This is a genomic window from Paenibacillus sp. JT22N1 (genome assembly GCF_059692155.1).
In genome coordinates, this window is sequence record NZ_JCAUAW010000002.1 from 557,172 (window position 1) to 579,694 (window position 22,523).

The 22,523-nt window shown below is 43.5% G+C and carries 23 protein-coding genes and 1 pseudogene; 4 read left to right on the plus strand and 20 right to left on the minus strand.

The window, feature by feature from the left end; translation table 11 throughout:
• Positions 1-89 precede the first annotated feature (89 nt).
• Positions 90-1,445 (minus strand): NAD(P)-binding domain-containing protein, encoded by a 1,356-nt coding sequence (locus tag AC58UU_RS05895; protein ID WP_497313851.1) that lies wholly within the window; start codon positions 1,443-1,445, stop codon positions 90-92.
• A gap of 336 nt (positions 1,446-1,781) precedes the next feature.
• Entirely contained in the window at positions 1,782-2,123 is a 342-nt protein-coding gene (locus AC58UU_RS05900; RefSeq protein ID WP_497313852.1) for an ArsR/SmtB family transcription factor, read from the minus strand.
• A gap of 112 nt (positions 2,124-2,235) precedes the next feature.
• Here AC58UU_RS05900 and AC58UU_RS05905 point away from each other — a divergent pair.
• Positions 2,236-2,637 (plus strand): annotated as a pseudogene (locus tag AC58UU_RS05905) (MFS transporter); the annotation flags it as partial.
• Between the two features lie 164 nt (positions 2,638-2,801).
• Here AC58UU_RS05905 and AC58UU_RS05910 read toward each other — a convergent pair.
• The 6 genes from AC58UU_RS05910 to AC58UU_RS05935 all read right to left on the minus strand — a co-directional run bounded on the left by AC58UU_RS05910 (position 2,802) and on the right by AC58UU_RS05935 (position 7,002).
• A complete protein-coding gene (locus AC58UU_RS05910) occupies positions 2,802-4,055 on the minus strand; it encodes an MFS transporter (protein WP_497313854.1) in 1,254 nt (417 codons plus the stop codon).
• An 86-nt stretch (positions 4,056-4,141) separates the two neighbouring features.
• Positions 4,142-4,588: a cupin domain-containing protein gene (locus tag AC58UU_RS05915; protein ID WP_497313856.1), complete on the minus strand. Its 447-nt coding sequence runs from the start codon at positions 4,586-4,588 to the stop codon at positions 4,142-4,144.
• Between the two features lie 101 nt (positions 4,589-4,689).
• Positions 4,690-5,133, minus strand: coding sequence for an SRPBCC family protein (locus AC58UU_RS05920; protein ID WP_171642140.1), 444 nt, complete (start codon positions 5,131-5,133; stop codon positions 4,690-4,692).
• Positions 5,126-5,446 (minus strand): ArsR/SmtB family transcription factor, encoded by a 321-nt coding sequence (locus tag AC58UU_RS05925; protein WP_497313859.1) that lies wholly within the window; start codon positions 5,444-5,446, stop codon positions 5,126-5,128. The genes AC58UU_RS05920 and AC58UU_RS05925 overlap by 8 nt, the downstream gene beginning before the upstream one ends.
• Positions 5,447-5,589: 143 nt before the next feature.
• Positions 5,590-5,934: a carboxymuconolactone decarboxylase family protein gene (locus tag AC58UU_RS05930; protein WP_497313861.1), complete on the minus strand. Its 345-nt coding sequence runs from the start codon at positions 5,932-5,934 to the stop codon at positions 5,590-5,592.
• A gap of 174 nt (positions 5,935-6,108) precedes the next feature.
• On the minus strand, positions 6,109-7,002 hold the full coding sequence (locus AC58UU_RS05935; protein ID WP_497313863.1) for a F510_1955 family glycosylhydrolase: 894 nt from the start codon (positions 7,000-7,002) through the stop codon (positions 6,109-6,111).
• 118 nt (positions 7,003-7,120) lie between these two features.
• Here AC58UU_RS05935 and spoIIP point away from each other — a divergent pair, with 118 nt between their 5' ends.
• Positions 7,121-8,095, plus strand: a complete 975-nt coding sequence (spoIIP, locus tag AC58UU_RS05940) for a stage II sporulation protein P (protein WP_497313865.1) — start codon at positions 7,121-7,123, stop codon at positions 8,093-8,095.
• Between the two features lie 83 nt (positions 8,096-8,178).
• Here spoIIP and AC58UU_RS05945 read toward each other — a convergent pair whose 3' ends face one another.
• The 7 genes from AC58UU_RS05945 to AC58UU_RS05975 form a co-directional block, all read right to left on the minus strand.
• Positions 8,179-8,994 carry a DUF8832 domain-containing protein gene (locus AC58UU_RS05945; protein ID WP_497313867.1) on the minus strand — a complete coding sequence of 272 codons (816 nt, stop codon included), beginning with the start codon at positions 8,992-8,994 and terminating at the stop codon, positions 8,179-8,181.
• 98 nt (positions 8,995-9,092) lie between these two features.
• A complete protein-coding gene (locus AC58UU_RS05950; protein WP_497313869.1) occupies positions 9,093-10,160 on the minus strand; it encodes a sensor histidine kinase in 1,068 nt (355 codons plus the stop codon).
• Positions 10,157-10,852 carry a response regulator gene (locus AC58UU_RS05955; protein ID WP_497313871.1) on the minus strand — a complete coding sequence of 232 codons (696 nt, stop codon included), beginning with the start codon at positions 10,850-10,852 and terminating at the stop codon, positions 10,157-10,159. Before AC58UU_RS05955 ends, AC58UU_RS05950 begins: the two co-directional genes overlap by 4 nt.
• Positions 10,849-13,278: a heavy metal translocating P-type ATPase gene (locus AC58UU_RS05960; RefSeq protein WP_497313873.1), complete on the minus strand. Its 2,430-nt coding sequence runs from the start codon at positions 13,276-13,278 to the stop codon at positions 10,849-10,851. Before AC58UU_RS05960 ends, AC58UU_RS05955 begins: the two co-directional genes overlap by 4 nt.
• Positions 13,279-13,373: 95 nt before the next feature.
• Positions 13,374-13,577: a copper chaperone CopZ gene (copZ, locus tag AC58UU_RS05965; RefSeq protein WP_171642120.1), complete on the minus strand. Its 204-nt coding sequence runs from the start codon at positions 13,575-13,577 to the stop codon at positions 13,374-13,376.
• A 16-nt stretch (positions 13,578-13,593) separates the two neighbouring features.
• Positions 13,594-13,926 carry a metal-sensitive transcriptional regulator gene (locus AC58UU_RS05970; RefSeq protein WP_307443690.1) on the minus strand — a complete coding sequence of 111 codons (333 nt, stop codon included), beginning with the start codon at positions 13,924-13,926 and terminating at the stop codon, positions 13,594-13,596.
• A gap of 219 nt (positions 13,927-14,145) precedes the next feature.
• Entirely contained in the window at positions 14,146-14,310 is a 165-nt protein-coding gene (locus AC58UU_RS05975) for a hypothetical protein (RefSeq protein WP_497313875.1), read from the minus strand.
• Positions 14,311-14,637: 327 nt separating this feature from the next.
• Here AC58UU_RS05975 and AC58UU_RS05980 point away from each other — a divergent pair, with 327 nt between their 5' ends.
• Positions 14,638-15,327, plus strand: coding sequence for a YceI family protein (locus AC58UU_RS05980; protein ID WP_497313877.1), 690 nt, complete (start codon positions 14,638-14,640; stop codon positions 15,325-15,327).
• A 236-nt stretch (positions 15,328-15,563) separates the two neighbouring features.
• On the plus strand, positions 15,564-15,986 hold the full coding sequence (locus tag AC58UU_RS05985) for a DUF1801 domain-containing protein (RefSeq protein WP_497313879.1): 423 nt from the start codon (positions 15,564-15,566) through the stop codon (positions 15,984-15,986).
• A 112-nt stretch (positions 15,987-16,098) separates the two neighbouring features.
• Here AC58UU_RS05985 and AC58UU_RS05990 read toward each other — a convergent pair whose 3' ends face one another.
• The 5 genes from AC58UU_RS05990 to AC58UU_RS06010 form a co-directional block, all read right to left on the minus strand.
• On the minus strand, positions 16,099-16,905 hold the full coding sequence (locus tag AC58UU_RS05990; RefSeq protein WP_497313881.1) for a response regulator transcription factor: 807 nt from the start codon (positions 16,903-16,905) through the stop codon (positions 16,099-16,101).
• Between the two features lie 17 nt (positions 16,906-16,922).
• Positions 16,923-18,761, minus strand: coding sequence for a cache domain-containing sensor histidine kinase (locus AC58UU_RS05995; protein ID WP_497313883.1), 1,839 nt, complete (start codon positions 18,759-18,761; stop codon positions 16,923-16,925).
• A gap of 110 nt (positions 18,762-18,871) precedes the next feature.
• Positions 18,872-20,506 (minus strand): extracellular solute-binding protein, encoded by a 1,635-nt coding sequence (locus AC58UU_RS06000; protein WP_497313885.1) that lies wholly within the window; start codon positions 20,504-20,506, stop codon positions 18,872-18,874.
• A gap of 39 nt (positions 20,507-20,545) precedes the next feature.
• Complete coding sequence (locus tag AC58UU_RS06005; protein ID WP_497313887.1) at positions 20,546-21,421, minus strand: carbohydrate ABC transporter permease; 876 nt, start codon at positions 21,419-21,421, stop codon at positions 20,546-20,548.
• A 17-nt stretch (positions 21,422-21,438) separates the two neighbouring features.
• Positions 21,439-22,389, minus strand: coding sequence for an ABC transporter permease (locus AC58UU_RS06010; RefSeq protein WP_497313889.1), 951 nt, complete (start codon positions 22,387-22,389; stop codon positions 21,439-21,441).
• Positions 22,390-22,523: the final 134 nt, after the last annotated feature.

Below are 22,523 nucleotides of genomic sequence, written 5' to 3' on the forward strand. Positions count from 1 at the left end.
ACGACCAAGAGCAGTTAAGTAAACCGGTATGCTCATCACTAATTTCAAAATAAAAAGCGGCATTGCCCTTAAAACAACGCCGATGTAATCTAGCTGCAGCATGAAGATGTCGATGCCACCGGTTTGGCAATTCGTGAACAACATGAACTTACTTCATCAGATTTCACTACAGTTGCTTCAGTTTTTTCAGGTTCACAGCATGAGCTACTTTGGACACTACATACTCCCGTTTCAGGCAGTTCAAGTTCAACCCTCTCAGCTGCTTCACGATCGCCGACTAAAGCTGCAACAACGGATCTCACTTGTTCATACCCTGTCGCCATCAAGAAAGTCGGTGCTCTACCATAGCTCTTAGATCCAACAATATAAAAGTCCTTCTCTGGTTGTCTTAGCTCATTCTCACCGTGTGGTCTAACCGTACCGCAGCTATGAACATTCGGATCTATTAGAGGCGCTAACTGGGACACGCTTTCCAAGCCTGGATCTGCAATCACCCTAACTTCTCTTAAGAACGAAAAATCAGGACGTGATCCTGTATTCGAAATGATTTCATCAACCGCATCAATTTGGGCCAATTCGCTATTTAAAGAACCAATAACCTGAATTTTTTCCCCATCCTTTTTTAATTCTTGAATATGAAATGGCGTCATCACTTTAACTTTACCTGATTCAACTAGCTTCTGAATACGCGTTCCGAGTTCTCCTCTCGCAGCTAGCTGATCTTGATCCCGCCCCCCGTAAACAATTTCAGTCTCCTGTACCTGCCCCTTAAGCTCCCCGAGTTCCAAAAGTGTATTGATCGCGGGATGACCACTACCAACAACAAGAACTTTCTTTCCACTATAGCGATTTTTATGCTTACCAAGAACATCGGGGATACCGTAAAATACTTGTTTACTTAAATTTTGTTCCTCAGTTGTCCATACACCTTCAGAAATGACTGGATTCGGACTGGTCCAGGTACCCGAAGCATCGATAACAGCTTTGGCCTCAACCGAGAAGCGCTCCCCATTTTTCTCAACATGCAAGACAAACGGAAGATCGTCGCGTCCATGTGTTTTCACCTTATTTAGGCCTTTTCGGCTCACCGCGGTCACTTTAGCATTCAAATTTATGAAAGGTTTGATTTCAGGTAACTCGGCGAAAGGCTTAAAATAGTTCTCAACCATCTCTAATCCAGTAGGGATTTCCGAATGATTCGGAGCTATCCAACCATGTGAAGATAGTAGCTGCCTCGCTGCTTTATCTATATTGAATTCCCATTGAGAAAAGAGACGAACATGAGCCCATTTTAGGACACTAGCCCCCACCGCATTTCCTGCATCAAACAATACAAAGGATTCACCTCTAGTAACTAAATGTGCCGCTGCTGCGAGGCCAACAGGTCCAGCACCTATGATCGCTACTGGTAATTTCGCCTTAGATTGAACTGTATTTCCACTCATTGATAATACCTCCAATAATAGTTTACTTTATCATCCATTTAAGACGTTAGATATTTTCGAAAGACGTAAACTTACTTACTTTTTAGGAGCAAGCACATGCACAGCAATCGCTTTGATTTTTGTTAATCCGGAATAACCTTACGAACTTTTTGAGACTAAAGTTAAATTGTTTTTGCCCCTGACCTTGGACCTCCTTTGCTATGATTACTTGTTTGCCTTGCTGTTCTACATACATCAGTTGTGGATTGATATCGTGAAATAACATGTAAAACCACTCCTTAATCAAAATATATTGATATATACATCAAAAAAAATTGATATAAAGTCTAAAAAAATTTAAGTGCGACTCGGTCTAAAAATGCAGCATAGCTCTTCTGAAAGCAATCCGTTCACTTCAGAATTATTGATTTCGTAATAGCTCCAGGTGCCAATGATTTCTTTTGTAATTAGATTGGCGTCTAAAAGGATCTTCAAGTGATAAGACAGCTTGGATTGAGCCATTTCCACGATATCGCATAGGTCGCAAACGCACGTTTTTCCCCGCTGTGTTAACTCATACATGATTTGCAATCTCTTGCGATCCGCCAGGGCTTTAAACTTTGCCTCATACGTTTCAAAAAATGAGTCGTTCGGTGAAGTATTTTTCTTCACTTCATGTATTGGTATTATGGTTTTCATTGTTTTCACCCGATTCATTAATCAAATATTTTTGATTTAATAACAATATATACCAATGCAAATCAGATTGCAATCACATAATCGATTTTTTTTGATTAATAAGTGTTAGTTTATGATCGGAACCGATACGTACCTCATCTCGCCCTTGCTCCCGACGCTTCAAACACAATTCGGCGTAACGACGGGAATCGCCGGGTGGATGCTTGGCGCCTACACGCTAGGCTCGGCCTTATTCGCCTTGATCGCCGGGCCTCTGTCCGACGGCTGGAACCGAAGAACCGTTCTGCTGAGCGGCTTACTCGGATTCTCCGCCTCAACAATCCTGTGTGGCTTCGCCGACAGCTTCTGGACGATGTGCCTATTCCGCTTCCTCGCTGGCGTCAGCGCAGCGTTCACGGCACCTCAGGTGTGGGCATCCATTCCCGCCATCATGCCGGCGTCCAGAGTGTCGAAGACAATGGGTATCGCCTTCGCCGGACTAGCTGCTTCTAAAAGTGGCTTTTTTGCTGTCTTTGGCATCGAGCTGGATTGTGCAGAGAAAATAAAAATGCAGCATCCTAGGGGACGCTGCATTTTTGTGTGAAATCTGATGAATAATTGTTAGTGAATAAAATATGTTAACTTGAGTCTTGCAAATTGAACTTCGTAACACCCAAAGGAATGACATTCACGTCCACGTCAAGACTGTCCTTGCAGTCTCCGATCCAGCATGCCCTGCACGAACCACGCATATACGGCATAACCCGCCAGTATGGCAACCGCCGTAAGAAGGAAGGGCAGCGAATAATGATTTCCAGCCAAAATATAGCCCGCCCAGTAAGAGGCGATAGTGTTGCCGATGCTGCGCGATACCGTCCGCATGACTGCGAACAAGTTGCGGTCTTCTTCGGGAACAGCCGACATGCATTCGCTGTCCATCAAGTTGTTTAACATCGTGAAACCCGTTCCGCGAATGAGCAGCAGTACCGCAAATACGTAGGGCGGCATGGCGAGCGCCATCAAAGCCACGACAAACATGTTATACAGAAACAGGAACACAAACGTCCTGCGGCTGCCCCATCTCTCTACAACGTACGGCATAACGATCGAGCCGAGAAAGAAGAAAAATCCGGACAACGCGAGCAAACTGGAGATGTTGCCGTCCTCCATCTGAAACCGGAATTTCAGGATGACGTTCAGGAACGGGCTAAGCAGCCCGAACGTAAATCCGGAGTTGAAAATAAGCAGCGAAAGCAGCAGCAGAAAATACATCGCATGCCCTCGCTTCGGACGGTCCGAAGGCTTCGCTGGTTGAACATCGCTGATCTTTGCTGCCGCAGCATCTTTCACTCTTGCATGTGTAGAAGGAAGCAACAATCCCCGTAAAATACCTGAGAGCGCCAAGCATCCGCCGGCAACGAAGAATGCATATTGGTACAACGTCGTATGCCCGGGCAGCCAATCCGGCAGGTAGCCGCCGAGCCATGTGCCGAGGCCGGTAAAAAACGTAAATACGGCGAACAGCAACGAATACGCGCTCGTCTCTTCTTTCTTGCTACGGCAATATTGGAAGATCAACTGAATTTCGGAGTTCACGATCGCCGTAATGCCGAGCGACCAGATAAGCTGTGCGACGGTAACCGCGCTAAGGCTGGTTCCGAAGCCAAAGAGCGCGAGCGACAGGAATGCCAGGAGCATGCCTGTGACGAGCATCGTTTTGCGGCCGACGCTCTTCACGATGAAACCCGCAGGCAGACTGGCCAGGCCAATTGTCAACGCCCCCAGCGACGTTATTCTACCGATGTCACCTTTGGAGAAGCCGAGGTTCAAGAGATGTAAATTCAGGATGAGGCTGAAGATTCCTACTCCGATGCCAAACAAGCTCTCGGTCGCGATGAACCGCTTCACGCCAGGAGATAAATCACGAACTAAATTTACGGTATACGTCCACATGGATGCACCTTTCCTCTTGCTACAGTATGTGCTCTATCTTACATGGTGGCGGCATCCGGTTCAATCCACACAATTAATTCCGAGAATTACTCAACGCTCTTCCCCCATTCGACAGGTTGTTCCAGGATTATCCCGTCTTTCTCCACCCATTGGGTAAGGCTGTTCTCTTTGGCTTGAATAACGATAAAATACAGGTCTTCCGAAGCGGACGTATTCTGCAACACTCTCACTCCGTCAGGAGCGATTCGAACGGAAGTTCCTTCGAATACATCAAATTCGTTTCCGTCCACTTGAAATTGACCTTGTCCTTTAAGAAAGATGTAGAGTTCCTCATTTTCTTGGTGTTTGTGATAGAAGGGGACTCCCGCCTTTGGCGGCAGATTATTGAGTGAAACTTCCATACTCGTAAGTTGTAACGAATCTTTTAGAAAGATTTTTCCTTTTAGCATTCCTTCTGTGACGTTTCCAAAATTCGAAAATGCACCTGCATGGTTAACGGAGTAATTCGCTTGATTTGACTCCAATTTGTTCACCTCTCCTTAGATCTAATTGTATCAGTAACAGATTGACAACTGTCCTTCGAAGAGCGACCCCAAAGACGCCCTCCGAGGTTTATCCTAAACCAAATGTTAAACTAAAAGGCTGCCAGAGTTTTGCCTGTTTCAAGAAGGCTCTTTAAATTGCTTAGAATAACAGGCCAGCCATTATTAAATCCTTCAATCTTGCCTTCATCTTTACGAATATCCTTTTCTAATAATTCCTCGTGTCGGAGCGACAGTTTTACAGTAGCGTCCATGGGTGTTAATTCATAAGTAACCGTAGACATTCGCTCTACTTCAACGTCCTTGACGCTCCAGGTAATTGTTAGTAATCGATACGGCTCATATACAAGAACTTCACCATAATGTTCAACTTTATCTTTATTCATCAATTTAAAGCTGGATCCAACTTGCCAATCCGAGACGATTTCACGACCGAAAAAATACTGCTTGGTGAATTCACTGGTAGTTAGGGCTGCCCAAAGCTTCTCGGGCGTAGTTGCAATGTAAGTCGTATAAACGAATGAAGTTTTATTCATGATTAGTACCCTCCTCTAAGGCTTGCTTTAGTGTGTTTAATGCCTCGATCCGGTGACGCTCAAACTTGCCGATCCAGCGCTGATAAATTTCCCCGATAGGTACAGGGTTAAGATAATGCAGCTTTTCACGGCCTTGCCAAACGATAGTAACTAAATTTGCCTCTTCCAGCAGCAAAAGGTGCTTCGTAACAGCTTGACGACTCATTGTCATTTGTTTACAGAGTTCTGCTAAGGATTGTCCGTTATTCATGAACAAGAGATCGAGTAATTCTCTGCGTGTTCCATCTGCAAGTGCTTTAAAAAGTTTGTCCATGCCTCTATTATATGCAACTATTTAGTTGCATGTCAAACTATAAAAAAACCTGTAGCATATGCCACAGGAACTAGACATGGTAAGCCTTATAGAATGAATAAAAAAAGAGGAGCCGCCAAATGGCAGCCCTAATGGAGTCAAAATTAATGCGATAAGAAGATCTCTTTCGCAACGGTTATTGCGTTTAACACCTTAGGAAATCCCGTGTAAGGGGAGCATTGTAGCAGTGCCTCAATAATTTCTTCTCTCGTTAGACCTACACGAATTGCGGCATTGAGATGAACACGCAATTGCGGCTCACATCCACCTTGAGCAGTTAAGGCTCCTATCGTGACGAGTTGACGTTGTTTAGGATTTAATCCTGAGCGGCTGTAGATTTCACCAAACGCAAAATCGATGATTTGTTCAGCTAATAGTGGGGCAATATCGGCAAGTGAATCAACAACCGCGTCGCCATGGTTACCGTCAATTTCTTGAAGTTTAGCCAAGCCTCTTTCCCGTCGTTCTCCTACATTATGTAGCAGCTCGTCCTCGATGTTTACTTCGATATTTTGTTCTGCAAATAGCTGTTTCGCAACGCCAACGGCATTTAAAGCACGGGCTAAGTGGGTTTGCGATTTCAGTTTATTTCGCTATGCTGAGCCCCTCAATTTTTTTCACTATTATTTCGAAATTCCATTGCCCTTATCGGCAATTTTGGTCCATTTCACTCCAACATCTTTGCTCATAAATATATCTTTATTGAAAGTTGCCAACACGATTTCATTCGAGTCAGTAGGATTTTGAGCAATATAAGAAATGGCATCCCCTTTTTCCAAGGTAGGAAGTTTGATTTCTTTCTTTTCTTTACTGCTTATATTGAATTGAAACATCGTCGGAGAGTTAGCCGCCGCTACAAACAATTCACCGTTATTACTAAATGCTGAAGATGCTACAACTAGTCCCGGGAACAACTTTTCGAAGTGATTTCCAGAATCATTGGAAAGATATAGTCCTTCCTTGGATCCGAGTGCTATCACCTTATCGTCGGTTGGATGAGTTGCCAAGGTTAAAGGTTCTCCAGAAAAACCGTTCATTTCTGATTTACTCCACGTTTTTGCATCATCTTTTGTATAATACAATCCTGCCGATTTCATCTTTGGATTGGGTTGTGCATTAAATACATAAATGGTATGAGTCTTATAACCTACTGTCATTCCATAGAAATCGCTGTTTCCCTCCAAATCGAGTTTCGTTATTGTTTTCCCCATATCGGGACTCTTCACGATTCCTATGGGGTTTTTCAGGTTAGAACCAACCCCGGGATGACCACTGCTATAAAAACCATTATCAACTGCGACAAAGCCCATATAATCATTTTTCGGAGCATCGACATGGCTCCATTTACTACCCGAGTAAACAACCAAGCCTGTATGCGCAGGAATCATAATTTGTTTTCCATCAGTACTATAACCCAAACCGTGTATATGCTCCATTGACACTTTAGAAGCAGAGCAAGCGGATAGCATTAATGAGGCTGCGATAATTAAAGAAACGAGATTAACTTTATATTTCATTTTCTTTCCCCTTTTCTTGATAAGCCCTTTTATATTAACAAAACCCCTTAAGTTCTATCATTCGTTTATTCCTCATAGAATAGTTAATAGATTCAAAAATTACCCGGAGGAACAAACAATGAATTGGTATAGCGTGTATCATAAAATAAAACGATTTCTTTGTGACATAGCTATAAATTCCCGAATAATTTTGTTTTTATCTGTATTTTCATTCACTCTTTTTATTTTCCTTAGCATTTCTATTACCCAAGATGTTCATAATGAAAATTCAAAATTATTAGTTGGTGAAAACACATCTGATATTGATTACCCGTTGGATATTAACGATGTACCCGTCGATGCACTTAAAACGAACCCCTCATCCCCACTAGAAACAGAAAAAAGTAACGACCAACAGAAGGAACAAACTGAGCCACCTAGTAAAGAAGCAATGACTTCAAAACGTAAAGCTGTTCTCATTTATCACACCCATAACCGAGAGTCTTGGTTACCTGAGCTAAAAGGAGTTAAAAACCCTGATTTTGCACTAGATCAGAATAAAAACATAACGCTTGTAGGGGAAAGAATTAAGCAAAAACTTGAAAAGCGTGGAGTAACAACATTGCATTCTGATAAAGATTATCCTTCTTCAGTAAAAGATTTTAATTACCCCAGTTCGTATAAATACTCTAAAAAAACCGTACAAGAAGCATTTAATTCTCATCCAAACATCAATTATTTATTCGATATACATAGAGATTCACAGAAGCGTTCAAAAACAACAAAAAGGATTAATGGGAAAGATTATGCGCAAATTTATTTTGTCATTGGTGAAAAGAACCCTAATTGGGGAAAAAATTTGGAATTTACAAAGAAGATTCATGATCAGTTAAATGCAAAATACCCAGGGATTTCGAAAGGGATTTATCAGAAACACGCTAATGGCAATGGTGAGTACAACCAATCTATGAACCCGAATAGCACATTAATAGAAATAGGTGGAGTGGAAAATACATTAGCTGAATCTTACCGAACTGCCGACCTATTAGCGGAAGTGGTATCTAATATTTATTATGACGCTGTAAAAGGAAATGCAATCGTTGTAAAAAAATAACCATGTTTATGAAAAAGACACCCCACCTGTCAGGTCTCCAAAATGTCGAATAGCCCAGTTGAGGAAACTGGACTACAATCACATTACGGTACTTTTACAACAAACGGTACGGTAAATACTTTACCATTTTGCTGGAATTGTCCCCAAATCTTATATACACCGCTATGCGGGAACGTCGTCATAAATTTGGCATCCGGTCCTGACGCCTTTTCCTCTGTCGGATGCACGTGCAGATAGTTTTCTGCATCTTGGGTTAAGATCACTACGTGTCCTACAGCTCCTAGGTACGGCTGTAGGTCTGTTACAGGCTGCTTCGTCTTAGCGTCTTTAATATTGAAGTTCAAGTTTAGCTCCATGTTGGCCATAAGGTGATCAATAGACAACGTGACTTCCTTACCGTCAACCACTTTAGTTAGTGTTGCATCGGGATCAATGGCTCTTGGTGCCGGTACGTTTCCTTGGATTGTAAACCACTGACTCTTATTCATTGCCCCCATACCGGTTGGCGTTATATCTGCAATCACCTTGTAATCGCCAGCTGTTGGAAATTGAGTCGTAACTGTAAACTCGCCGTTTCCTTTATTATCAGGGTGAATGTGGTTAAAGAATGACAAATCCTTACTTACAATGATAAGGTGCATCTGTTTTTCATGGACTGTATCCAACTTATCGATTGGTTTGCCGTTTTTGTCCTGAATCTTAATCGTAATCGCCGTATCTTGGTTCGGCTGCGGTTTATCGGTAGAAAGCTTAAACTGAGTCTGGACATTTCCTTCTTGCTTCGAGTCAGCCTCTTTTGCCATCTCGCTATGCGAAGAATGGTCCATTGAACTGCCTGATTTTCCGCATGCCGTTAAGAGTGCAGCCGTAAGTAAAATTGAAACCGCTACTTTTTTCATGATTTCCTCCTAATATAGGGATCTTTGAGTGAAGCTCAAAATCTCTTTTTATAACCTTATTATAAAAGGTACTTGTGTAGATCTTGTGAGGATCGGTACTAAAGCTTAGGGAAATGTATCTCTACAGATGTTCCTTCACCAACCCGACTTTCCATTCGAATAGTTCCTCCATGTGCTTCCACCATTTTTTTTACAATCGTTAATCCAATCCCACTCCCTCCAGATTTACGATCGCGGGATTTTTCTACACGGTAAAAACGTTCAAATACAAAACGTAGATCATCTTTATTCATACCAATCCCAGTATCCGATACAATAATAACCACCGCGTGTTGTTCTTCCTTCACTTCAACAGATACTTTTCCCCCTTGGGGCGTAAACTTTAGTGCATTCGTTAAAAGGTTCACCACAATTTGACCTAATCGCTGTCTATCCAAGGTAGCCTCTACATTTGTTAAACCTTCAAAAAAAAGATTAACTCCCTTTTGATCAAAAGAGGCCCGGCTCGCTTCGATATTACGATGAACTATTGCTGAAACATTTTCTTCATGCAGCTTCAGCTTAAAATGTGGGGACTCCAGCTCCGTTAATTGCTCTAAATCACCAACAAGGAACCGCAAACGTTCAATCTCCTCATAACATGATTCTAGGCGCTGGGGAGTTGGCACCCAAACGCCATCAATCATCGCTTCCATATGACTTTTAAGTGTTGTAAGCGGCGTTCGTAATTCATGCGCCACATCGGCAGTCATCGTTTTACGTAACTGCTCCTGGTGCATGAGCTGCTCAGCAAGATGATTAAGGGAGCCCCCTAGATCGGCAATCTCGTCATTGCCTTTGACTGTCGTTCTTGCTCCAAGCTCTCCATTTGCCATTCGCTCTGCAACCTTTTTCATGTGTATGAGAGGGGCTGTGAGCCTCTTAGCGACAAATAGACTTAACAGAACCGAGAGCAAAATACCCAAAATGGCAGACCAAAGAACAGACTGTACTAATGCCTGCTCAAAATGTGTATCAAATGCTGGAGAGTTCATATCCATAGCTTGGTGTTGATACAAGGAGAAGTGGTAATGTGTCTCTAAGATAAACGCTATCGTTGAGATGAGCAAGACACCGGAGGCTACGCCAATAAATGCGATGACGATTCGTGCGTATAATCCTTTCATGTTGATTCGCCTCCAGTAAACCGGTAACCAACGGAAAAGACGGTAACAATGTATTGAGGCTTTTTGGGATCAGACTCTATCTTTTGACGGAGGTTTTTGACATGCTGATCGATCGAGCGAGTATCGCCTTCAAAATCAAAACCGAGCACTTTTTCAATTAATTCCTCCCGTGTAAAGGTTCGGTTTGGATGATGTGCCAAAATCAAAAGCAATTTATATTCATTTGGAGTCAGACTTATCAGATTCCCAATTTTATAAACTTCATGTTTCATCGGTCGAATGACAAGGTCGTCATTATGAAACGAGATGATTTCTGCAAGAAGCGTATCATCTTGCGTGCGACGCAAAATGGCTTTTACTCTTGCTGTTAATTCACGTGGGCTAAATGGCTTCACGACATAATCATCAGCACCAAGTGTTAATCCTTGGACGCGATCATCTTCAGAAACCTTCGCTGTTAGCATGAGGACAGGAACAGGAGAAAACTGCCGTATCGCTCTGCATACATCTTCCCCGGATATGTCCGGAAGCATCAGATCCAAAATAACAAGATCAACATTTCCGCCACGAACGAGTTCAAGTGCTTTGTTCCCTGTACCGGATTGAATAATAGCATATCCTTCATTTTGCAAATAGGATGCAACAACTTCACGAATTTTTTCTTCATCATCAACGATTAAAATTGTCTTCATAACTTCACTCGTTGCAAGCGTAGAGCGTTTAACACAACTGATACTGAGCTGAGTGCCATTGCAGCTCCAGCTACCCAGGGTGCCAAGAGTCCAAGTGCCGCAATCGGAATCCCGAGCGTATTGTAACCCAGTGCCCAAAACAGGTTCTGTTTAATGTTCGTCATCGTTTTACGGCTCATATAAATGGCGTCTGTAATACTTGTAAGTTCTCCGCGCATCAGAGTCACGTCTGCTGCTTCCATCGCGATGTCAGTGCCGGTGCCGATAGCTATGCCGACGTCAGCAGTCGCAAGAGCAGGAGCATCGTTGATGCCATCACCCACCATGGCCACTATCTTTCCTTGTCCTTGAAGCTTCTTCACTTCTTCGGCTTTGCCTTCCGGAAGAACTTCCGCGAGAACATGATCGATGCCAACTTGCTGCGCTATTGCATGTGCTGTTCGTTTGTTGTCACCAGTCATCATGATGACATCGATGCCCATTTGTTTTAAGCGAGAGACTGCTTCTTTCGATGTGTCTTTGATCGTATCCGCTACGGCTACCATACCTGCGTACTTATTATCCACCGCTACGAGCATAGCGGTTTTACCATCAGATTCGAGCTTTTCCATAGCAGTATCTGCTTTACCGAAGTCGATGGCTTCACGCTGCAGGAGCTTACGGGTTCCAACCAGCACTTCCTTGCCTTCTACGATGGCTCGAATTCCGTAGCCGGGAATAGCTTCAAATTGCTCAGTAGCGGTCAGTAAGATACCTTTTGCAACAATCCCAGCAACAATCGCTTCAGCAAGCGGATGCTCCGATTGTTTTTCGGCAGAGCCGATTAGTCTAAGAATTGTATCCTCTTCATCCATGTTTTCAATTTGAACATCTGTAAGTTCCGGTTTGCCTTTAGTTACCGTACCCGTTTTATCAAGCACAATAGTTTGCACTTTTTGCATCGATTCTAAATGTTCCCCGCCCTTAAATAGAATGCCAAATTCCGCCGCGCGACCGGATCCGGCCATAATCGATGTTGGTGTTGCAAGTCCTAGAGCACAAGGGCAAGCAATGACAAGGACCGCAATAGCCTTTTCCAGCGCAGTTGCAAACTCGCCAGGAGCAACCCAGACATACCAAATCAGAAATGTTACAACAGCAATTCCTACAACAATCGGGACAAAGATACCCGAGATCACGTCAGCGATACGCTGAATAGGCGCTTTAGAACCTTGAGCTTCTTCTACAACTTTGATAATTTGAGCGAGAGCTGTCTCTTTCCCAACACGGGTTGCTTTTATTTTTAAGCTGCCGTTTTTATTAACTGTAGCGCCAATAACGGCGTCACTGGCTTTTTTCTCCACAGGGATACTTTCCCCCGTAAGCATGGATTCATCAACAGCCGACAGACCGTCTACAACTACACCGTCGACTGGGATCTTCTCACCCGGCTTTACAAGAACAATGTCCCCAATGACAACTTCTTCAACGGGTATAGCCATTTCTTCACCATTCCGAATGACTAACGCTGTTTTCGCTTGAAGCCCCATCAATTTCTTGATGGCTTCAGAAGTTCTCCCTTTTGCCAACACTTCAAATAATTTCCCTAAGATAATCAAAGTAATAAGAATTGCGCTAGTTTCGTAATACATATCTGGCGCATGGTGGTGGATATCAGCAGAAGTTGCCCACTGAAGCGTTAGGTATAGACTATAGAAGTACGCGGCTGATGTTCCGAGAGAAACAAGCACATCCATATTAGCGCTTTTATTACGAAGGGCTTTGTATGCCCCTACATAAAATTGACGACCGATAATAAACTGTACTGGCGTCGCAAGCACAAGCTGCACCCATGGATTCATCAAGAACTCTGGCAAGTAAATCCACGATGTAAATGTAAAGTGGCTCACCATTGCCCACAGAAGTGGAAACGAAAGGATTGCCGATACTGCGAGCTGTATTTTCTTGTTGCGTATCTCCTTTTGCTTATAATCACCTTCAGCCGTCAATTCCTCTTTACGTATGGCTTTGTATCCCAGTTGATCAACTTTGTTAACCATATCGCTTACAGAAACTTCGGCAGCGCTAAACTCAACATGGGCAGTTTCTAATGCAAGGTTAACGGTTGCTTTACTGACCCCCGGCATTTTATTTAATCCCTTTTCAATACGTGTAGAGCATGCTGCGCAGGTCATGCCAACGATATTAAAATCAACCGCATCCTTTACAGTGTTGTAACCCAAATCGAGTATTTTTTCTTCCATGGCAGATAAACTGATTTGAGTCGGATTATACGTTACAGAAGCTTTCTCAAGTGCAAAATTCACGTTGGCATCTGCAACACCTTCTAATTTCTTCAAGCCTTTTTCTATCCGGTTCGCGCATGCCGCACAAGTCATGCCAGTAATTTGCAGACTCGCTTGTTGCTGCTCTAATGGTTTCGCCATTTCAGCCCCTCCTATATCATATACCCCTGCGGGGTATATTTTCTTGAAAAAAAATAGGTGTTACATTGGAGCCGCATGAAGCGGCTCATTTATCTTTATTTCGCGACGTCATAGCCTTGATCTTCGATTGCTTCTTTAATAGCGTCTAATGAAACTTTAGACTCATCGAAATCTACAGTAACGGAACCACCACTCAAATCAACTTTGCCGGAAGCACCAAGTTTCTTAACTGCGCCTTCAACGGAATTCACGCAATGACCACAAGACATACCCTCAACTTTGAGTGTAACTGTTTGCATTCTAATCTCTCCCTTATTATTTCATTAATTTATTCATGGTAACCATGAGTTCTTTAATAACCTCATTATCGCCTTCTTGAATGCGTTCGATCACACAGCTGTTTAGATGATGCTCGAGAAGCAGTTTTCCAACACCGTTTAAAGCTGATTGAACCGCAGCAATTTGATTTAACACATCGTCACAATACGTATCCTTCTCAATTAGACCTTTCACACCGCGAATTTGTCCTTCGATGCGATTGAGCCTTGAAATCAAATTGTTTTTTGTTTTATCAGAATGATGACTTTTTCGATCACTGCCCGAATGGCAACTGTCCTCATTTAATTCTTGTTTATCATGTTGTTCCATAGCATTTCCTCCTCACATCTAGAATATACCATACCCCCATACCCTATATCAAGCCCTTTTTTAAATTTTTCCATTTTCAGATTTCAATCATTCAAATACAAATAATAACGCCAGTGTAACGGATATCCCGCTGCACCTGGCGTTATTTGTTTAACTCGCAAGCATATAGCTGCAGAGCCCCGTTAATATCTCCGTTAATTGCTGCTAAATCACACGTCATTAACCCTCTGTTATTAATGCCGAATCGGCAAGTAAATAATAGGTTTCTTGGTCGGTCCCGAATACGATAACTCGCCCTTCGCTATCGTAATCCATATCATTTACTTCTGAATAGAGCAGCGATGTTACGTTACCCGTTCGCTTGCTGATTACGTGATATTTCATCGCGCATGCCTCCCCATCTCATCTAACAATGATTATACATCAAAGCTATTTCGCGAAGGTGCGGGAATTAATGGATCAAAGTTCGAATAAAAGTCCTACGAAAATCGAAACTTTCATGTTATTTTAAGGTTGTTTTCAGTAGATTTTCAGATAATATTGTTAGTATAAAAATCAATTTTATCAACACTACACTTTATAGTGTTGAATCAATATTTTTTTACACTAAAACACTACGTTATGTAGTGTTCATGAAGTGGAGGTAATGTTACAGAGGCAGTTCTTTTATAAAATACTATTTATAAATTACATCTACATGGAGGGAAAAAGATGAAACTAAAACTAACAATGTTGGCAGTTGGAGCTTTTGTTGTGATTGGCGGAGCTTATTATGCTTATGATTACTATGCCGGCAATCATGTGACCATTCGAGAAGCTATACCTGTGAATAGCGCTTCTACTCAGGTCAGATCAGCTGCTGCTGTTAATACAGGAAAATTGAACGGGGACTGGAGCATTCAACCAGATTCTAAAGTCTACTTCTCAGTGACCACATCCAAGGAAAAAGTTAACTTTGAAGGCAGCACAGTGACAGGAAAATGGGCATTAAACACTACTGACCTGGCCAAAATGAAAGCTGAAGCCGTCGTTGGTATCGATACGCTGCAATCTGGAAATTCCCAAAGGGACGGTCACATTAAAGGTCAGCAATACTTAAATTCACAAACGTTCCCTGAAGCCAAGTTTACGCTCAAATCAATCGATAACTTTCCGAAAGAATGGAAAGAAGGTGAGAAAATTTCCTTTGACATGCTAGGAACCCTCACAATTAAAAATATAACGAAAGACGTAATATTTAAAACCGATGCTGCTTATAATCAGGATGTTATTAATCTTGGGGGCAGTACCTCCGTGACTTTTGATGATTTTGGGATGAAGAATCCTCATACCGTTGTTCTGGATACAGAAAATAATGTATCAATCACTCTAAGTCTGGTCATGGGCAAGAAGACAACTTAATCGTCTTACTGCGATAACGGATGTCAAGAAAATGTTCCGATCCTGTTCCATTATGTAAGGATGATAATTCTGAAAACGGAGCCCGCAAAATTCGCGGAGCTCCGTTTTGTTTCGCTTCAATAGCTTAAAGGGGCATTTATTTGGTAAAATGAACGTTACAAGCAATAATCTGTTGATAAACGTTAAAATGTGATGAAGTTTTTGGAGTAATAATTGAACGAGGAGTGGTTTCTACTATGTACGAACAAAAAACAAAAGAAACGGACAGTAGTGTTCTTGAGTTTATTGAAAATATCGAAAGCCTTAAGAAGCGTGAAGACGCATATAAATTATTAGATATTTTTACTGAAGAGACAGGTTATGAAGCGAAGATGTGGGGACCCAGTATTATTGGATTTGGCTCCTATCATTATAAATATGAATCCGGTCACGAGGGCGTTGCACCGCTAGTTGGATTTTCACCTCGAAAAGCCAAAATTAGCTTGTATTTTGCGACGGGTGACACAAAACGAGAGGAGTTATTAAAGGACTTTGGCATACATACGGCAGGAAAAGCGTGTGTGTACATCAATAAAGTAGCAGATATCAATGTTGATGTATTAAAAGCTTTAATAAACCAATCTATAACATTTTTGAGAGAATTCTATCCGAATAATTAATCGTAAGCCTTATCTTTTTCCCCAAAAAAAATGCGCATACAGAAAAACCATTTGCATCTGCAAATGGTTTTTCTTTTATTAAAGCCGCCTTGTGTCTGTTTATTTGGGAACCCTACAAGAACTTGTTACGATACTCGGTCGGCGTCATACCATACTGCTTCTTGAAGCTTTCCCGGAAATGATCCTGGTCTGTATATCCGATCCAGTCGCAAACCTCGTAGATTTTAATGGCGGGATCCTTCAGCAGCCGCGCCGCTTCCTCCATACGAAGACGAATGATCGCATGATTGATCGTCATACCGGTTACTTCTTTAAACAGCAGATTCAAATATTTATCACTTAATCCAACTGAAGCGGAGACATCGGATAACGCTAATTCCTTGCGCGTGTATTCTTCTTTCACATACTGGATCGCTTGCTCGACCAGCTTCTTCTTTTTCAAACTTCCGGACCATTCCCCAAGCGGCAGCGTTTCTGACAAATTCGGAAGTTTGTCCTTGGCAGCTTGTTCAGTGAGAGCCAAGGCTTGACGCTCGGCCCGTTCTTTGCGCAGCACCTCAACCCCGTGCGCAAGAACTCTTTCAATCTCACCCGGGTCGATCGGCTTCTGAACATAGTCTAGCACCTGCAGTTTAATGGCCTGCCTGGCATGCTCAAATTCATTGAGTCCGGATAAAATAATACAGCGAATATCCGGATTGCGAGCTTTTACGGCCTCAATCAATTCCAAGCCATTCATCTTAGGCATCCCAATATCGGTCAAGATAAGATCCGGTTCCTCGCGGTCCAGCCAGGCCAGTACCTCCTCTCCATTCTCAACGGCACCTAACAAATCGATACCTAAAGCTTGCCAGTTAATGGCGTGAACTAACGTTTCACGAACGATCTTCACATCTTCTGCAATCAGCAGCTTGAACATTCAGACCCTTCCTTTCTTCATTCCGGCTGCTCCGGATGGTAGGGCAGAACAACTTCAACACAGGTTCCCTCGTCTACCCCTATATAACGCAAACCATAAGCTTCACCAACATGCAATTGGATTCTCCGGTGTACATTCATAGTACCGTAACCGGTTCCTATGCCGCTATTTTTAGTGCCGACATCACGCACAGGCTGCTGCTGAAGCATATGGTTCATTTTATCTGCATTGCAGCCTCGTCCGTTGTCTTCGACACGCAGCACAAGCTCCTCCCTCTCTAATCGGGCTGAAATAGTGATTCGGCAACCGGAATGCTGATCGATAAATCCGTGAATGATGGCATTTTCAGCCAGAGGCTGCAAAATTAAGTGCACAATATTTGCAGACAACAGCTCATCCGGCACTTGGATATCGACGTTCAGATCATCCATCATCATCTTTTGAATGAGGAGATAGGCTTCAACCTGCTTGACCTCACCTTCCAAGGAAATCCAGGTTTGACCTCGATTCAGGCCGTAACGAAAGACGTTGGCAAGTGAACGAACGACCCGGCTCGTTTCCTGATCACCCGCCATAATAGCCCGGCAGTTAATTAAATCCAAGGTATTATATAAGAAATGAGGGTTGATCTGGGCATGCAGCAGCTCCAGTTGAAGCTGGCGGCGTTCAATCTCTTCGGTAAAAGATTTCTCGATCAGACTATGCAGGGTCACGAGCATGGCAGCGAACTTTTGGTTCAGCTCATCCACCTCAAAGATTCCTGTGTTTTGATAAGGAAGTGGCATTTTAAATTCCACAACTTCTGGACGCTGGATAGCGTTAACTAGTCTGGTGATTGGAACGGTGACCCGCACAACGATTCTTCTGAGCCAGAAGCCCGCGACTAGCAAAGCAATCAACGTTATAGCAACACCTAAGGCGGATATCGCGAAGGTGTACTGGCTGAAATGGCTCTCTGGAACGACCGATAACAACTTCCAGCCGTTCTTCAATGTTTCGAACATGACCCTGTGCCTTTCTCCATCGATCCTTGTTATGATCGACCCCTTTGCTCCGATCAGTGAGCTCACATAGGGAAACTTTGCTGCGTTTTCGAGAAATTCATAGCGCTCGCTGTAGATAACTTGATTCGTTTCATCGAGCAGCAGATGGTAGCCCTTCTCCAAATGAGCATTGTCAAACATGCTCTTGATGCTCCGGGTATCCGCACCGACGATCACCGTACCGAGGCTGCGACCGTCTTTGAGACTCGTCTTTTTCCTCGCGGAATAGATCATAGCGGCATTCATCGGATCCCTCTTCTGGCCCCACCATACGTTCTGACGCTCCCCGCTGCTCAGTCGGTGAAACCATTCCTGACCCTGCAAATCTTCATTCTTGAAGATTCCTGTTATCGGGTAGAAATCATCTGGCGCCATGTTATAAAGCCCGCTCCCAGGTTCCAATGCAAGAGAAACCACGTAGGATTGCTGCGCAATGTCAGGAGACCCGAAGTCATTCAAGAGGGACAACAAAGACAGATTCTGCAGGTTAGTCTCCAGCGTGTAATAATTATCGGCCGCCTCAAAGGTTTCCTGATAAGTGGCCTCGAGCAGATTCTCTATCGATTGATTACTTAAAATAAAAGCTGCTACATTATTCATTGTATCGAACTGGTATTCGATATTCCTATACACGAATTTCATCGACTGTTCCGCCATCTTGAGGGTATGGTCGTTCTGAACCCGGATGAGGATGTAACTAGCCGCCGTTGCAAATAAAGCGATGAAGGTGACAATCAACACAAAGATCGGAAGACTGAGCCTTGACAGTAATCCTGATTTGCCGTTCCGTTTTTGTATCTGAATCGCCATCATCCCCATCCCTTTCACTGGTGCGATGGCTAAAGCCCCGTCAACCGATGATCATCGGCCGAGGGGCTTCCCATTCACTTCTAAAGCTTCTTCAAGAAGGCCAGGCTTTCCTTCTACTTGCCCGACTTTTTCTTCAAGGATTCTTCGAGCTCAGTTAATATTTTTGTGCCTCCCTGTGACTTCCATTTTTCTGCAAACTCGTCAAACTTCTTGATGTCTGCGCCCATAATGATTTGCGTAAAGACAGAATCACGCAAGGTATTCAGCTCCACTAGTTTAGCTAATTTGGTTGGGGAATCCAGATAGTTGGAAGCATCGGTAATTTGGAACTTATTATTTATTGCGACATCCAGTGCCTGTGACTGGCGGAGTGGAAGCGACTCTAGGTAACGCGGCCAGCCTTTCAGGCCTGGAGCAAACAGATAGCTTTGAATACCACGGAAGTTCCCATTCTTATCCTGCTGTGTCTTGGGATCGATTAGATCGGTAACCACCCTCATTTTACCGTTATCGATTTTATAGTCTTCCCCTTCAATGCCCCACACGGTAAGCATCTGATTCTCAAGCGATAACGAGTTCTCGATCATAGCCAGTACTTTCTTAGGATCTTTCGTCTTAGCGCTGATCGCATGCATTTGGCCGAATGGAGCACCTGCAGGGGCTACAGCTTTGCCATCCGTACCTACAAGCGAATCAGTCATAGTCAAATATTTATATGGTTGACCGGACTGATCGGCGAGCTTTCCATCTGCTGCGAGTTTACTGCTTTTCTTTAACTCGTTTGTTTCAACTTGGGTATCGTAATCGTTCGGCGTGGACCACCAGCCCATCCAAGAGAACAGCTTACCGCTATACAGCTTCGCTCTCAGCTGCTCTTCCTTAATCGTTGCGAATTCTTTGTCGATAAGTCCTTCTGCATACATTTTTTGCAAATACTGAAGGGCTTCTCTCATCTTGGGATCGATATCGTAATTACTGAATTTGCCATCCTTCTCGGTAAAAAAGCCAGGTGTCACACCAAACGCACCGAAAATATGGTCAAAAGAATTATTCGCGTATTTCTGCTGACCTATTTGTGCCGTATAGCCTCCTAGCGGGATCACGTCCGGTTTCTCTGCTTTGCTTTTTTTCAACAAATTGTAGTATTCATCAAGGGTTTTCGGAACCTTTGCCCCCATACCCTCCACAAAATCCTTACGCAGCACAAGATTCCAGCGATATCCTGCGCCCGGGCCGCCTTGATAAGGAATACCGTAAATCTTTCCGTTTACTTTCGCCTGTTCAAAAACTTCCTTCGGCACTTCCTTGAGAATATTCGGTGTATCTTTTTCATTGATCAGGGTCGTAAGATCGGCAAAGGCACCTTGCTGCGAATATTTTTGGAAATCGTCGGCAAAATCAATTCGTACAACATCAGGAATTTCACCGCTCGACATCTTCAGATTCAACTTCGTTTTATACTGTTGAACGTCAACCATTTCGGGAATGATCTTAATGTTCAGCTTCTTCTCAACGGTTTGCTTGACCACATCTTTCGATGGATCGTAAGGTTTGGATATGTCCTGGGCTTTTAACAATTTCAGTTCATAGGGCTCCTCCGTTTTCGGCGATGCCGATACCGCACTTCCTGAAGGCGAAGAAGAAGCTGCAGGTAAGTCGCTGGATTTACTGCACCCCGCAACCGTTACTGTCCCGACTAATATAGCGGCAAGCACGCCGTTCGACCAAACTTTCACTTGATTTGACATGAAAATAGACCTCCTTGATTTATCTTTTATATGTTCACTCTAACCTTTCACCGAGCCGATCAACATGCCTTGCTCAAAATGCTTTTGAATGAACGGGTAAATAATGAGCATCGGCAGGGCGACAATGATAATAGCAGCCATTTGAATGCCTATCGTAGGCGGAGGCGTTGAGCCTGCCGCTTCAAGCAGCTCCGGTGGGAGGCTGGAACTGGCAATAATCGTGCGGAGTACGAGCTGCACAGGTGCTTTGTGCCAATCGGTTACATAGAGCATCGCGTTGAAGAAATCATTCCAATAGACGACTAGATAAAGGAGTCCGATTGTCGCAATAACCGGTTTGGATAAGGGCAGAACAATCTGCCAGAGGACCCTGAACTCGGATGCTCCATCGATCGAAGCAGATTCCCGCAAGCTGTCGGGGATGCCTTCGAAAAATGATTTCATAATGATCATGTTAAAAGCACTGAAGGCCATCACCAAAATCAGCACATAATTTGTGTCTAGTAGTCCCAACTGTTTCATGGTGATATAAGTTGGAATCATTCCACCCTTAAACAGCATTGTGAACACAAAGAAGAGCATAATCATCCGCCGACCGGGCAGCTTTTTCTCAGCGAGCGAATAAGACGCTGTTATCGTAAGGAACAGTGCAAGCAAGACCCCACCCGCTGTATTGCGAATCGTATTGCCGTACGCAGAGTAAATAAGCGAGCCTTCCTGCAGCAAGTATTTATAATACTCCAAACTGAAGGAACTCGGAAACAGAATCAATCCATTTTTCTCGCTGAAAATATGGTACGGTGTAATGGATACGGAAATAACATACCAGAATGGAATGACAATGATAATCGTCAATATGGTTAGAACGACATAGTTGGTGGAGACAAAGGCCTTCTCGCCTGTTGTAAGCTTCATCGGTTCTCTTCCCTTTCTCAGAAAATGCCGGAATCATTGATTCGTTTGGCGAACTGATTGGCAACCAGCATCATCACAAGTCCGATTGCGCCCTTGATGACGTCAGCCGCAGCGGCAAGACTGAGACTGAACTGCTCGATGCCTACACGGTAAATGTACGTATCCAGAATATCTCCGACCTCAAAGACCATCGGATTGTACAAGTTGATCACCTGGTCCAACCCAGCGCTCATGATATAACCGACCCTCAGGATGAAGATAACGATGATGGTTCCCATAATTCCTGGCAAAGTAATGTGAATAATTCGCCCAAAGCGTGAGGCCCCATCCATAATAGCCGCTTCGTACACTTCCGGATTAAGCCCAGCGATGGCGGCAATGTAGATGATCGCTGCCCAGCCCATCTCTTTCATGGCATCCGTAACGACAAGAATCGTTCGGAAATAAGCAGGTTCGACGAGCAGATAAGCAGGATCGCCACCGAAGAATTCGATGATTTTATTAATGACTCCTGTTTCTGGTGAAAGGAGCAGTGTGATGATCCCCCCGTAGACGACCCAAGACACGAATCTCGGCAGGTAGACGGCCGTTTGAAGTGACTTTTTGAACCATGCAACTCTAACTTCATTTAATGCAAGCGCTAACAGGATCGGGCAAAGAAAACCGCTGATCATTTTGTACAAGCTAATAAGCAGTGTATTCTTGAATGCATTAAGGAACATTTCTGATTCAAATAACATCCGGAAATATTTGAATCCGACCCATTCGCTGCCGGAGAATCCCTGAATAGCGTTGTAATCCATAAACGCAATGCTGATGCCATAGAGCGGGAGATAGTCAAAAATGAGAACCCAACCAACAGCGGGCAGCAGTAGAACATATAACAGCCTATATTTCCATAACCTCCTTGTATGCTTCAGCAGTGGCTTTTCTTTTGTTTCGGTGATCTTAGCGGTCACCATCTCCATCTCTTTATCCTCCTATCATGCCTCTGGCTGCACCCGACTAAGAAAGTGCTTCCATGATTTAGCTTATCGGAAATCGCTGGGTACGAAAACAGGAGTGAAGGACAATAATACAGGGGAAAAGTCTTATATATCGA